Origin of the sequence: Streptomyces sp. NPDC013187, from assembly GCF_042899705.1 — a bacterium.
In the GTDB taxonomy this organism is placed as follows: Bacteria; Actinomycetota; Actinomycetes; order Streptomycetales; family Streptomycetaceae; genus Streptomyces; species Streptomyces hawaiiensis_A.
The window spans coordinates 101065-114089 of record NZ_JBIBAF010000019.1; the positions used below are offsets into that span (position 1 = coordinate 101065).

Annotated in this window: 11 protein-coding genes; 1 reads left to right on the forward strand and 10 read right to left on the reverse strand. The window is 70.3% G+C overall.

Going from position 1 to position 13025, the window contains the following annotated elements; genetic code table 11:
- Window positions 1-13: 13 nt before the first annotated feature.
- The 7 genes from topA to bldG all read right to left on the reverse strand — a co-directional run bounded on the left by topA (window position 14) and on the right by bldG (window position 9484).
- The gene (gene topA, locus ACFY5B_RS33495) at window positions 14-2845 is read right to left on the reverse strand and encodes a type I DNA topoisomerase (protein ID WP_389976993.1); all 2832 of its coding nucleotides are present in this window, start codon (window positions 2843-2845) and stop codon (window positions 14-16) included.
- Window positions 2846-3091: 246 nt separating this feature from the next.
- Entirely contained in the window at window positions 3092-3289 is a 198-nt protein-coding gene (locus ACFY5B_RS33500; protein WP_389976995.1) for a hypothetical protein, read from the reverse strand.
- Between the two features lie 222 nt (window positions 3290-3511).
- Window positions 3512-5050 (reverse strand): methyltransferase, encoded by a 1539-nt coding sequence (locus ACFY5B_RS33505; RefSeq protein WP_389976998.1) that lies wholly within the window; start codon window positions 5048-5050, stop codon window positions 3512-3514.
- Between the two features lie 73 nt (window positions 5051-5123).
- Complete coding sequence (locus tag ACFY5B_RS33510) at window positions 5124-5714, reverse strand: small secreted protein (protein WP_344461090.1); 591 nt, start codon at window positions 5712-5714, stop codon at window positions 5124-5126.
- 193 nt (window positions 5715-5907) lie between these two features.
- Window positions 5908-8313, reverse strand: a complete 2406-nt coding sequence (locus tag ACFY5B_RS33515) for a sodium-translocating pyrophosphatase (RefSeq protein ID WP_389977001.1) — start codon at window positions 8311-8313, stop codon at window positions 5908-5910.
- A 275-nt stretch (window positions 8314-8588) separates the two neighbouring features.
- Entirely contained in the window at window positions 8589-9026 is a 438-nt protein-coding gene (locus ACFY5B_RS33520; protein WP_389977003.1) for an ATP-binding protein, read from the reverse strand.
- Between the two features lie 116 nt (window positions 9027-9142).
- Window positions 9143-9484: an anti-sigma factor antagonist BldG gene (gene bldG, locus ACFY5B_RS33525; protein ID WP_003991900.1), complete on the reverse strand. Its 342-nt coding sequence runs from the start codon at window positions 9482-9484 to the stop codon at window positions 9143-9145.
- Between the two features lie 78 nt (window positions 9485-9562).
- Here bldG and ACFY5B_RS33530 point away from each other — a divergent pair, with 78 nt between their 5' ends.
- The gene (locus tag ACFY5B_RS33530; protein ID WP_389977007.1) at window positions 9563-12091 is read left to right on the forward strand and encodes a DEAD/DEAH box helicase; all 2529 of its coding nucleotides are present in this window, start codon (window positions 9563-9565) and stop codon (window positions 12089-12091) included.
- On the opposite strand, the gene ACFY5B_RS33535 is transcribed toward ACFY5B_RS33530, so the two are convergent.
- The 3 genes from ACFY5B_RS33535 to ACFY5B_RS33545 are packed head-to-tail and all read right to left on the reverse strand — an operon-like array spanning window position 11982 to window position 12965.
- Window positions 11982-12413 carry an Rv3654c family TadE-like protein gene (locus ACFY5B_RS33535; protein ID WP_389977010.1) on the reverse strand — a complete coding sequence of 144 codons (432 nt, stop codon included), beginning with the start codon at window positions 12411-12413 and terminating at the stop codon, window positions 11982-11984. The genes ACFY5B_RS33530 and ACFY5B_RS33535 overlap by 110 nt on opposite strands.
- Window positions 12410-12769: a TadE family type IV pilus minor pilin gene (locus ACFY5B_RS33540; RefSeq protein WP_389977013.1), complete on the reverse strand. Its 360-nt coding sequence runs from the start codon at window positions 12767-12769 to the stop codon at window positions 12410-12412. Before ACFY5B_RS33540 ends, ACFY5B_RS33535 begins: the two co-directional genes overlap by 4 nt.
- Window positions 12756-12965: a DUF4244 domain-containing protein gene (locus ACFY5B_RS33545; protein WP_351627428.1), complete on the reverse strand. Its 210-nt coding sequence runs from the start codon at window positions 12963-12965 to the stop codon at window positions 12756-12758. Before ACFY5B_RS33545 ends, ACFY5B_RS33540 begins: the two co-directional genes overlap by 14 nt.
- Window positions 12966-13025 lie beyond the last annotated feature (60 nt).

Genomic DNA, 13025 nt, shown 5'->3' on the forward strand with positions numbered 1-13025 from the left:
GACGAATCTGCGCTCAGTCCTCCGCGGAGTTGGCGGCGGTCGCCGTCTTGGCGGCCGTCTTCTTCGCGGGGGTGGTCTTCTTCGCCGTCGTCTTCTTCGCGGTCGTGGTCTTCTTCGCGGCGGTCTTCTTGGCCGTCGTCGTCTTCTTCGCCGGCGCCTTCTTGGCCGTCTTCTTGGCGGTCTTCTTCGCCGGCCCCTTGGCGCGCTTCTCGGCGAGCAGCTCGAAACCGCGCTCCGGGGTGATCTCCTCGACGCTGTCGCCGGAGCGCAGGGTCGCGTTGGTCTCCCCGTCGGTGACGTACGGACCGAAGCGGCCGTCCTTGACCACGACCGGCTTCTCGCTGACCGGGTCGGTACCCAGCTCCTTCAGCGGCGGCTTGGCCGCCGCCCGGCCACGCTGCTTGGGCTGGGCGTAGATCGCCAGCGCCTCCTCCAGCGTGATCGTGAAGAGCTGCTCCTCGGCCTGGAGGGAGCGCGAGTCCGTGCCCTTCTTCAGGTACGGGCCGTAGCGGCCGTTCTGCGCGGTGATCTCCTGGCCCTCGGCGTCGGTGCCGACGACACGCGGCAGCGACATCAGCTTCAGGGCGTCGTCGAGGGTCACCGTGTCCAGGGACATCGTCTTGAACAGGGACGCCGTACGCGGCTTGACCGCGTTCTTGCCCGTCTTCGGGGTGCCCTCGGGGAGGACCTCCGTCACGTACGGGCCGTAGCGGCCGTCCTTGGCGACGATCGTGTGGCCGGTGGCCGGGTCCGTGCCCAGCTCGTAGTCGCCGCTCGGCTTGGCGAGCAGCTCCTCCGCGAGGTCGACGGTCAGCTCGTCGGGCGCCAGGTCGTCGGGGATGTCGGCGCGCTGGTGCTGCTCGGTGTCCTTCTCGCCGCGCTCGATGTACGGCCCGTAACGGCCGACCCGCAGCACGATGTCGTTGGCCACCGGGAACGACGACACCTCGCGCGCGTCGATCGCGCCCAGGTCGGTCACCAGCTCCTTGAGGCCGCCGAGGTGGTCCCCGTCGCCGTTGCCGGCGTCGGCCGCGCCGCCGCTGACCGTGCCCTCGCCGAAGTAGAACCGCTTCAGCCACGGCACGGACTGCGCCTCACCGCGGGCGATGCGGTCGAGGTCGTCCTCCATCTTGGCGGTGAAGTCGTAGTCGACGAGCCGGCCGAAGTGCTTCTCCAGGAGGTTGACCACGGCGAAGGACAGGAAGGACGGCACCAGGGCCGTGCCCTTCTTGAACACGTAGCCGCGGTCGAGGATCGTGCCGATGATCGACGCGTACGTCGACGGGCGGCCGATCTCGCGCTCTTCCAGCTCCTTGACCAGGGAGGCCTCGGTGTAGCGGGCCGGGGGCTTGGTGGCGTGCCCGTCGACCGTGATCTCCTCGGCGCTCAGGGCGTCGCCCTCGGAGACCTGCGGCAGCCGGCGCTCGCGGTCGTCGAGCTCCGCGTTCGGGTCGTCGGCACCCTCGACGTAGGCCTTCAGGAAGCCGTGGAAGGTGATCGTCTTGCCGGACGCGCTGAACTCGACGTCCCGGCCGTCGGCCGCCGTGCCGCCGATCTTCACCGTGACGCTGTTGCCGGTCGCGTCCTTCATCTGGGAGGCGACGGTCCGCTTCCAGATCAGCTCGTAGAGCTTGAACTGGTCACCGGTCAGTCCGGTCTCGGCGGGAGTGCGGAAACGATCACCCGAGGGGCGGATCGCCTCGTGGGCCTCCTGCGCGTTCTTGACCTTCCCGGCGTACGTCCTCGGCTGCGGCGGCAGGTAGTCGGCGCCGTACAGCTGCGTGACCTGGGCGCGGGCGGCGGCGACCGCCGTGTCGCTCAGGGTCGTGGAGTCCGTACGCATGTAGGTGATGTAGCCGTTCTCGTACAGCTTCTGCGCGACCTGCATCGTGGCCTTCGCGCCGAAGCCGAGCTTGCGGCTGGCCTCCTGCTGCAGCGTCGTCGTACGGAACGGGGCGTACGGCGAGCGGCGGTACGGCTTGGACTCGACGGAGCGGACGGCGAACCGCGTCTGCTCCAGGGCGGCGGCCAGGGCGCGGGCGTTCGCCTCGTCGAGGTGGAGGGTGTTCGCGCTCTTCAGTTGTCCCAGGGAGTCGAAGTCGCGGCCCTGCGCGACCCGCCTGCCGTCGACGGTCTGCAGGCGCGCGACCAGCGACGACGGGTCCGACGAGTCCCCGGCGCGGCCGGTCGCGAAGGTGCCCGTCAGGTCCCAGTACTCAGCAGAACGAAAGGCGATGCGCTCGCGTTCCCGCTCCACCACGAGGCGGGTCGCGACCGACTGGACACGGCCCGCGGACAGCCGCGGCATGACCTTCTTCCACAGGACCGGCGAGACCTCGTAGCCGTAGAGGCGGTCGAGGATGCGGCGGGTCTCCTGGGCGTCGACGAGCTTCTGGTTGAGCTGGCGCGGGTTGGCCACGGCGGCCTGGATCGCGGCCTTGGTGATCTCGTGGAAGACCATCCGCTTGACCGGGACCTTGGGCTTCAGCACTTCCTGGAGGTGCCAGGCGATGGCCTCGCCCTCGCGGTCCTCATCGGTGGCGAGGAAGAGTTCGTCGGACTCCTTCAGCAGGTCCTTGAGCTTCTTGACCTGCGCCTTCTTGTCGGCGTTGACCACATAGATCGGCGCGAAGTCGTGTTCGACGTCCACACCGAGGCGGCGGACCTCGCCGGTGTACTTCTCGGGCACCTCGGCGGCGCCGTTGGGAAGGTCGCGGATGTGCCCGACGCTCGCCTCGACGATGTAGCCGGGGCCGAGATAGCCCTTGATCGTCTTCGCCTTGGCAGGCGACTCGACGATGACGAGTCGGCGGCCGCCCTCTGCGGTCTCGCTGGTCGGGGACAACTTCGCTCTTCTCTCCGGTCGACGCTGGGGCCTCCCCGGAGTCGTTCACCGGGGCTGGGTACGTGGTGACGCTGCGGAGTGTGACGGTACATCCCGCCCCCGTGTCAAACGGGAAAAGCCCGCAACGGCCACTCGAACGGTAACCCGACTACCACCGATCCTGCCGCCCGGAGTGCCGGGGGCGGGCCTGGCCCTGTGCGGAGCGCGACCTCCCGGTCACCGGCGGCAGTGTCGCCGGCGCCGACCTCAGAGGCGGCTGAAGCACCACGCTCCGAGCCCCAGGGCGAGCACCGCGACGACACTCGCGAGGGCCGCCGAGGGGGCCGGCCTCACACCCTCGGCGACGGGCAGGTGCCGACGCACGCGCAGCACGGTCCAGGCCAGCAGTGCGCCTCCGAACAGGGAGAACACCGCTCCCGCGAAGATCGCCGGTTCGCTCTCCATGACCCGCCGTGCCCCTTTTCCCCTGTCTCGCATCCCCAGCGACGGGAGGCTGACACGCGTGGGCGACGGGCAGGCGAACCCGAGGTGAACGCCGGGGCGGGACGACGGTGGATCAAGGGCGTCCGCTTCCTCGTGACCCGTTTCGGTCGAGGTGTTCAAATCGACTCGAATTTGTTGGCGGGCCGCCTCGGCTCCCCTCTCGGTCGCCCCTCGGCGGTCCGCTCAGCGGACCGGTTCCAGGAACCCCTGCTCGACCAGCAGCCGGATCTGGGCCGGGGTGCGGTCGCGCAGCAGCACCGGGTCCTCGCCGATCAGCTGGGCGATGGCGTCGAGGATGCGGCCGGCGCTCATCGTGCCGTCGCAGACGCCCGCGAAGCCCGCACCGACCGTGTCCACCCGGGTCGCCCGGCGCATGCCGCGGTTCTGGCGCAGCACGACGTGCTCGGGGTCCTCCGCGCCGGGCAGCCCGACCTGCTCCTGCACGATCTCGGCGGCGAGCCGGAAGTGTCCTTCGAGCAGCGCGGCGTCGTCGTGGTCGCGCAGGTGGTCGAGCCGGTCGAAGTGGGCCCGGATCGTGTCACCGAGCGGCTGCTCGACCGGGTGCGGCCACTCCTCCACCGTGAGCGAGGGCACGACGGCGTCCGTCCTGCGCAGGGTGATCCAGCCGAAGCCGACGGCCTTCACCTTGCGCGCCTCGAACTCGTCGAGCCATGCGTCGTACCGCGCCTGGTACTCCGCCGCGTCGCCCTGGTGGTCACCGGCGTCCCGCAGCCACAGCTCGGCGTACTGATTGATGTCCTGCACCTCGCGCTGCACGATCCACGCGTCGCACCCGCGGGGCACCCATGACCTCAGCCTGTCCTGCCAGTCCTCCCCTTCCACGTGCTGCCAGTTGGCGAGGAACTGCGCGAACCCGCCCTGGTTCAGACGCTCCCCTGCCTCCTGAACGAGCGTGCGGCACAGATCGTCCCCGCCCATCCCGCCGTCGCGGTACGTGAGCCGGGCACCGGGCGAGATCACGAACGGCGGGTTGGAGACGATCAGGTCGTACGTCTCGTCGCCCCGGACCGGTTCGAAGAGGGAGCCCTGGCGCAGGTCGGCGGCGGCAGTGCCGGACAGCGCCAGCGTGAGACCGGTGATGTGCAGGGCGCGCGGGTTGAGATCGGTGGCCACCACACGCGTGGCGTGCTGTGCGGCGTGCAGGGCCTGGATGCCGGAGCCGGTGCCGAGGTCGAGTGCCGCGGCGGCGGGCGTACGCACGGTGATCCCGGCGAGGGTCGTGGAGGCGCCGCCGACTCCGAGGACGACGCCTTCGTCCCGCCGGCCGATGCCGCCGGCGCCGCCGACCGCGCAGCCGAGGTCCGACACGATGTACCAGTCCTCGCCGCCGGGACCGCCGTAGGGCCGGACGTCGACCGTTGCGGAGATGTCGTTCCCGCCGGTCCGGGCCAGCCAGCCCGCCTCCAGGCAGGCGTCCGCGGGCAGGACCGCCGCCGCGCGCGCGTGCGGCACGGGCTGCTGGAGCAGGAACAGCCGGACGAGCATCTCCAGCGGCGTGTCCCCGCGGGTCGCCCGGAGCGCGGGCACGGTCTCGCTCCGGGCGAGCGCCGCGTACGCGGGGGCGCCGAGCAGTTCGAGCAGTCCGTCGGCGGTGAAGGAGGCCGCGAGCAGGGCGTCCCGGAGCCGGGCGGCGACATCGGGGCGGTCGGAGGCGGGCAGCGGGGGCAGGGGTGACTGGCTGGCGTTACTCACGCCCCCCATTGTGGCCGCCGGGGCGGAGGTCGCACGTGCCCGTGCGGGGTCGAACTGCCCCTGCCGCCCGGTTTCCGGTCCCTCAGCTCTGGGTGGCGCCCGCCGACGCCGTGGCCGCCTTGCAGCTGGACTGCTGGGCCATCGCCTGGCCGACCTCGCCCTCCTCCAGGTTCCTGAGGGCGTCGTTCCCGCTCTGGCTCAGCTTGTCCAGCTCGGTGGCGATGTCCTTCAGACCGTCGGCGAACTTGCCCTGGTCCTTGGTGTCGAGCTCGTCGACCTGCTTCTTCAGGGAGGCGTACGCGGCGGAGATCGAGTTGAGCTCCTTGACCGCGTCCTTCTGCTTCTTCTCGCCGTTCTCGACGTCGGGCGCCCCGGCCTTGTTCACAGCGGTCCCGATCGCCTTGTAGGCGTCGGACATGTCCTGGAAGGCCTGTGCGTCGGTCTTCTGGACGTCCTTCGGCGTGCTGTTGTCCGAGGTCTCCTTCTGGATCGCGGCATTGGCCGACTCGATCTTCTTGGCCTGCGGCTGTACGGCGTCACAGACCTGCTTGGCCCAGGAGTCCAGCTTGTCGTTGCCGTCGTCGCCGCCGCAGCCCGACAGCGCCAGTACCAGTACCGCACCGCCGGACAGTGCGGCCGCGAGCTTCTTGTTCACCGGTTTGGTCCCTTCCATGGCTCTCGGCCCCGGAACATACACGCCAGATGCACGGCAACCGCACGCCAGACGTCTATTAAGACCGTTTTGTAACCTTTTGCACCAAGCGAGAGAAGGCTCACGCGTGAGCGTGTACCCACACAGCGCGGGCGGACAGCACGCCAACGCGTGCCGCCCGCCCGCACCTTGAGCCGGGGCCGGAGAAACCTCCCTACGAAACCACCGCCGGATCGGCCGACTTGGGCTGCGACCCGGCGTTGTCTTCGTCACCCATGGCGATTCCGCGCCGCTTTGAGACGTAGACCGCCCCGGCGATCACGAGGAACGCGAGGACGGCGATCAGGATCCGCACCCCGATGCTCCGGTCCGGGCCGTAGGAGAACTTGATCACCGCGGGCGCGATGAGCAGCGACACCAGGTTCATGACCTTCAGCAGCGGGTTGATCGCGGGGCCCGCGGTGTCCTTGAAGGGGTCGCCGACCGTGTCCCCGATCACGGTCGCCGCATGGGCCTCGCCGCCCTTGCCGCCGTGGTGGCCGTCCTCGACGAGCTTCTTGGCGTTGTCCCAGGCGCCACCGGAGTTGGCGAGGAACACCGCCATCAGCGTGCCCGCGCCGATCGCGCCCGCCAGGAACGCACCGAGCGCGCCGACGCCGAGCGTGAACCCGATGAAGATGGGCGCCATCACGGCCAGCAGACCGGGCGTGGCGAGCTCGCGCAGGGCGTCCTTGGTGCAGATGTCGACGACTTTGCCGTACTCCGGTTTCTCGCTGTAGTCCATGATCCCGGGCTTCTCACGGAACTGCCGGCGCACCTCGTAGACCACGGAACCCGCCGAGCGCGACACGGCGTTGATCGCCAGCCCCGAGAAGAGGAAGACGACCGCCGCGCCGGCGATGAGGCCCACGAGGTTGTTGGGCTGCGAGATGTCCATCATCAGGCTCATCGGGGCGCCTTCCCCGCTGAGTTTCTCGCCCACGTCCCGCGCGCCGGTGATGATCGCGTCGCGGTACGAACCGAACAGCGCCGCCGCCGCGAGTACGGCCGTGGCGATCGCGATGCCCTTGGTGATCGCCTTGGTGGTGTTGCCGACCGCGTCCAGGTTGGTGAGCACCTGCGCGCCCGCGCCCTCGACGTCGCCGGACATCTCCGCGATGCCCTGCGCGTTGTCGGAGACCGGCCCGAAGGTGTCCATCGCGACGATCACACCGACCGTGGTGAGCAGGCCGGTGCCGGCCAGCGCCACCGCGAACAGCGCCAGCATGATCGACGTGCCGCCGAGGAGGAACGCCCCGTACACACCGAGTCCGATCAACAGGGCGGTGTAGACGGCGGATTCGAGACCGACGGAGATACCGGCGAGGACGACGGTGGCCGGGCCGGTGAGCGAGCTCTTGCCGATGTCCCGCACAGGCCGGCGCGTGGTCTCGGTGAAGTAGCCGGTCAGTTGCTGGATCAGGGCGGCGAGCACGATGCCGATGGCCACCGCGATCAGCGCGAGGACGCGCGGGTCGCCGTCCTTGCCCAGGATCGCGGTGTCGGTGACGCCGTCGAGCTCGGAGTACTTCCCCGGCAGGTAGACGAAGACGGCCACCGCCACCAGCACCAGCGAGATCACCGCGGAGATGAAGAACCCGCGGTTGATGGCGCTCATACCGCTGCGGTCGGCGCGCCGGGGCGCCACCGCGAAGATGCCGATCATGGCGGTGATCACACCGATCGCGGGCACGAGCAGCGGGAAGCCGAGCCCCGCGTCCCCGAAGGCCGCCGAGCCGAGGATCAACGCGGCGACCAGGGTCACGGCGTACGACTCGAAGAGGTCGGCCGCCATGCCCGCGCAGTCGCCGACGTTGTCGCCCACGTTGTCGGCGATGGTCGCGGCATTGCGCGGATCGTCCTCCGGAATGCCCTGTTCGACCTTGCCGACCAGGTCGGCGCCGACGTCGGCGGCCTTGGTGAAGATGCCGCCGCCGACACGCATGAACATCGCGATCAGTGCGGCCCCGAGGCCGAAGCCCTCGAGCACCTTGGGCGCGTCGGCCGCGTACACCAGCACCACGCAGGAGGCGCCGAGCAGGCCGAGGCCCACCGTGAACATGCCGACCACGCCACCCGTGCGAAAGGCGATCTTCATCGCCTTGTGCGAGACGGCGGTCAGATCCTTTTCCGGCTCGCCTTGGGCCGGAGTGGCTTCACGCGCCGCCGCGGCGACACGCACATTGCTGCGTACGGCGAGCCACATGCCGATATAGCCGGTGGCCGCCGAGAACGCCGCTCCGATCAGAAAGAACACCGAACGTCCGGCACGCTGACTCCAGTCGTCCGCGGGCAGCAGCATGAGCAGGAAGAACACGACCACGGCGAATACGCCGAGCGTGCGCAGCTGACGCGCCAGATAGGCGTTCGCGCCTTCCTGGACCGCCGCCGCGATCTTCTTCATGCTGTCGGTGCCCTCGCCGGCCGCGAGTACCTGGCGCACCAGGACGCCCGCGACCGCCAGCGCCGCCAGTGCGACGACCGCGATGACCACGATGAGAACGCGGTTGCCATCGGTCAGTACGGCGGCTGCGAGGTCGGTGGGATGGCCCGACTGTTGTGAGAGGGAAAGCCCCGCCATTCGTCCTCCTTGACGCTTGGGCTGAGCTCAAGATGTGGACGGGATTGTAGGTACCGGAACCTGATCAAAACAGAGCGCGATAAACGGAATTGGCCTTCTGAGGTAATGCCCTGAAAGCATTCTGAGGCTGCCGGAGGGCGCGCGAATGATCGTGAACGAATTCACGCGATGAACGGCACAGGAACTACTGTAAAGGCGAGCACTGACACCCGCACATGACGAAGGGCCCCACGGGTGGGGCCCTTCGGAAGAACGGGTGGTGCGCGGTGGCGGGGTCAGACCAGAATCGTCGGCGGCGGCGTGGTCGGCCAGGTCATCTTGATCAGCCCGCCGTGCTCGCCCGCACTGACCTCGACGTCGTCGACGAGCCCGCTGATGACCGCGAGGCCCATCTCGTCCTCGTCGGCCTCACCGTCGGGATCGCCGGGTCCCGCGCCGGGAGCGCGCTCGCCGGCCACCGCGTGCGGGGCCTCGTCGCCGACCTCGATGGAGAACTGCTTCTCCTCCTCGATCAGCAGCACCTTCACCGGTGCCGAGATCCCGCCGATCTGGTGCAGCCCGACAGCCCGGCTGCACGCCTCGCCGACGGCGAGCCTGACCTCGTCGAGGACGGCCTCGTCCACTCCGGCCCTGCGCGCCACCGCTGCCGCCACCAGCCGGGCGGTCCTGACGTGCTCGGGCAGCGCGCTGAAGCGGAGCTCAACGGTGGCCATGCATCCCCCTCGCAACTTCGGGCGTGCTGTCGAGAGGCGCCGGGCCGCCGAAGCCCGGGCCCCCTCGGTCTTCTTTCGACCATCGGCCGACCCGGGCACACGGCCCGGGACCGGCGTCAGTCGGTGGCCGCAACCGCTTCCTCGACCGAGGTGTGAATCGGGAACACCTTGGTGAGACCGGTGATACGGAAGATCTTCAGAATGCGCTCCTGGTTGCAGACCAGGCGCAGGGAGCCCTCATGGGCCCGCACACGCTTCAGGCCGCCGACCAGTACGCCGAGCCCGGTGGAGTCGAGGAAGTCCACGCCCTCCATGTCGACGACAAGGTGGAAACTGCCGTCGTTCACCAGCTCGACCAACTGCTCGCGCAACTTGGGCGCGGTATATACGTCGATTTCGCCACCGACCCTGACGATCGTGCGATCGCCCATGGTTTCGGTCGACAGGGACAGGTCCACGGATCCTCCAGCACCTTGCTATCGAGCGGTCGCCCTAGGGGCATTCGGCTTCAGCCCCTGGACGCTTCGCCAGCCGCGATGGCATTCAATCACTTACCGGCAGGCGTGCACGACGCCTTGGCTCCATTGTCCGTCACTCCAGTGACACACTCGGTGCCGATGGCCAAGAATCACCGATCCGATCGAACCCCGACGGACCCCGCCTCCCGGCCCGCGCCGGGCGCGGTCCTGGACCGGCTCGCGTCCGGTCCGAGCAGGGCTTCGCGCATTACTCATACGGAGCACTTGCCCCCACGTGAGGGTCGGCATGCCGTCTGGCCCGACCGGATCCGCGCGGAGGTCGTGGCGGCCGTGCGAGCCGCGGGCATCGAGCATCCCTGGGCCCACCAGGCACAGGCGGCCGAGCACGCCCTGGACGGCGACTCGGTCGTCGTCGCCACCGGCACGGCCTCCGGCAAGTCCCTGGCCTACCTCGTGCCGGTCCTGTCCACCCTTCTGGAGGGCGCGGAGGCTCCGAACGGCCGGGGCGCCACCGCCCTCTACCTGGCTCCGACCAAGGCGCTCGCGGCGGATCAGTGCCGGTCGGTGAAGGAACTTTCACACCCTCTGGGCCATTCGGTACGCCCAGCCGTGTACGACGGCGATACTCCGTTCGAGGAACGCGAGTGGATCCGCCAGTACGCCAACTACGTCCTGACCAACCCGGACATGCTGCATCGGGGCATCCTGCCCTCCCACCCCCGCTGGTCCTCCTTCCTCAAGTCCCTGAAGTACGTCGTCATCGACGAATGCCACACCTACCGCGGTGTCTTCGGCTCACACGTCGCCCAGGTGCTGCGCCGGCTGCGCCGCCTGTGTGCCCGCTACGGCGCGTCGCCCGTGTTCCTGCTGGCCTCGGCGACGGCCGCGGAACCCTCGGTCGCAGCCCGCCGCCTCACCGGCCTGCCGGTGCTGGAGGTGGCCGACGACGCCTCCCCACGCGGTGAACTGGTGTTCGCCCTCTGGGAACCGCCACTGACCGAGCTGCACGGCGAGAAGGGCGCCCCCGTCCGCCGCACGGCCACCGCCGAGGCCGCCGACCTGCTGACCGACCTCACCGTGCAGGGCGTGCGCTCGGTCGCCTTCATCCGCTCGCGGCGCGGCGCCGAGCTGATCTCGGTCATCTCCCAGGAGCGCCTGGCCGAGGTCGACCGGTCACTGGCCCGGCGTGTCGCGGCGTACCGGGGCGGCTATCTCCCGGAAGAGCGCCGTGCTCTCGAACAAGCCCTCCATTCGGGTGAACTCCTGGGCCTCGCCGCGACGAACGCCCTCGAACTCGGCATCGACATCTCCGGCCTCGACGCGGTCGTCATCGCCGGCTACCCGGGCACGCGGGCCTCCCTCTGGCAGCAGGCGGGCCGGGCCGGACGGTCCGGGCAGGGGGCCCTTGCCGTCCTGGTCGCCCGCGACGATCCGCTGGACACCTTCCTCGTCCATCACCCCGAGGCCCTGTTCGACCAGCCCGTCGAATCGACCGTCCTCGACCCCGACAACCCCTACGTGCTGGCCCCGCACCTGTGCGCGGCCGCGGCGGAGCTGCCCCTGACGGACGAGGACCTCGACCTGTTCGGCCCGGCGAGCGAGGGCCTGCTGCCCCAGTTGGAGGCCGCGAAGCTGCTGCGCCGCCGGACCAGGGCCTGGCACTGGACCCGCCGCGAGCGCGCCGCCGACCTGACGGACATCCGCGGTGAGGGCGGGCGCCCGGTCCAGGTCGTCGAGACCGGCACGGGCCGGCTGCTCGGCACGGTCGACGCCGGCGCCGCGCACTCGACGGTGCACGAGGGGGCGGTGCACCTCCACCAGGGCCGCACGTACCTGGTGCGATCGCTGGACCTGGAGGACTCCGTCGCCCTCGTCGAGGAGGCCGCCCCGCCGTACTCGACGGTCGCCCGCGACACCACGTCCATCTCCGTCCTGGAGACGGACGTGGAGATCCCCTGGGGCGACGGCCGCCTCTGCTACGGCTCCGTCGAGGTAACCAACCAGGTCGTCTCCTTCCTGCGTCGCCGGCTCATGACGGGTGAAGTCCTGGGCGAGACGAAACTCGACCTCCCTCCTCGTACGCTGCGCACCCGCGCGGTGTGGTGGACCGTCACCGAGGACCAGCTGGACCGCGCCCGGATCAACCCGGAGATCCTCGGCGGCTCCCTGCACGCCGCCGAGCACGCGTCGATCGGCCTGCTGCCCCTCTTCGCGACCTGTGACCGCTGGGACATCGGCGGCGTCTCGATCCCGCTGCACCCCGACACGCTCCTGCCGACGGTCTTCGTCTACGACGGCCATCCGGGTGGTGCGGGCTTCGCGGAGCGCGCCTTCCACACCGCCCGCACCTGGCTGACCGCCACCCGCCAGGCCATCGCCTCCTGCGAGTGCGACGCCGGCTGCCCCTCCTGCATCCAGTCCCCCAAGTGCGGCAACGGCAACGACCCGCTGCACAAGAGGGGGGCGGTGCGGCTCCTCACGGTGTTGCTGGAGGGAGCGCCGGAGGAGAAGGAGTCCGCGGACGAGGCACCCGGGCAGCCGCCGGGAGATCCAGCGGAGCCGCCGGAGGCCCCGCCCGCGCCCTGACCTCCACCGTGAACGGTCCGCGGCCCGAAGCCGCCGTCACGTCCGAGATCTCCCCGGCGACCTCGCACCGCACGAGCCGCACGCCCTGCGCCGTGGCGACCCGGCCGGCCCGGGCGCAGGCCGCCGCGTCGCCGTCGGCCCAGTGGTCCGCCGCGGCGAGCGCCGCGAGATCGGCACCACCCGCCGCACGATGCCGGACGACGACGGCCTGCCCGAGCGCGAGAACGACACCGAACACCACGCACAGGACGGCGATCGCCCCGACGCTCCAGACGGTGGCGGAGCCCTTGTCCGACTCCACCACCGCTCGGCGCCCTCTCACGTGCCCACCGCCTCCTCCACCGACGCCACGGCCTCCTCGCGCACGGCGAAGGACAGGCCCCGCAACACCGGCGGCTCGGCCACGACCGTCACCCGGACGTGCTCCGCGTCCCGGCTGACCGTCACCTGCGCGCCGGGCGGCGCCGCCTCGCGGGTCAGCTTCACGACCGCGCCGGGCGGGTCCTGGCGGGCCGCCGCACGCGCGCCCGTCCGCGCCGCGTCCACGCACTGGATCTGCGCGGCCACGACCAGCAGCCCCCACACCAGCGCCATCGCGAACATCACCAGCACCGGCAGCACCACGGCCGACTCCGCCGTGACGAACCCCCGGTCCGCCCCGCGTTCACATCCGCGCACTGAGGGCGTCCTTCACGATGTTCTGCAGTTCCGCGCTGACCGGGCCGCTCGTGACGACCTTGTAGAGCACCACGGCGAACGCCACCGCCGCGACGATTCCCATCGCGTACTCGGAGGTGACCATCCCCGCGTCCCGCCGCGCCGCACGCATCCCACACACCAGGGCACACAGCCGTGCCCGTACCGCCTGATACATCTCAACCTCCGTAGGAAGGAGTCCCAACCACCACTGCTTGTCGCTGACTTGCTCCGGGCA

Excerpts from the sequence above, each read along its gene's own strand:
- ACFY5B_RS33500 (WP_389976995.1), bottom strand. The coding sequence starts at position 3,289 with ATGGAGAGCGAACCGGCGATCTTCGCGGGAGCGGTGTTCTCCCTGTTC.
- ACFY5B_RS33505 (WP_389976998.1), bottom strand. The coding sequence starts at position 5,050 with ATGGGGGGCGTGAGTAACGCCAGCCAGTCACCCCTGCCCCCGCTGCCC.
- ACFY5B_RS33510 (WP_344461090.1), bottom strand. The coding sequence starts at position 5,714 with ATGGAAGGGACCAAACCGGTGAACAAGAAGCTCGCGGCCGCACTGTCC.
- ACFY5B_RS33515 (WP_389977001.1), bottom strand. The coding sequence starts at position 8,313 with ATGGCGGGGCTTTCCCTCTCACAACAGTCGGGCCATCCCACCGACCTC.
- ACFY5B_RS33520 (WP_389977003.1), bottom strand. The coding sequence starts at position 9,026 with ATGGCCACCGTTGAGCTCCGCTTCAGCGCGCTGCCCGAGCACGTCAGG.
- ACFY5B_RS33530 (WP_389977007.1), top strand. The coding sequence starts at position 9,563 with ATGGCATTCAATCACTTACCGGCAGGCGTGCACGACGCCTTGGCTCCA.
- ACFY5B_RS33545 (WP_351627428.1), bottom strand. The coding sequence starts at position 12,965 with ATGTATCAGGCGGTACGGGCACGGCTGTGTGCCCTGGTGTGTGGGATG.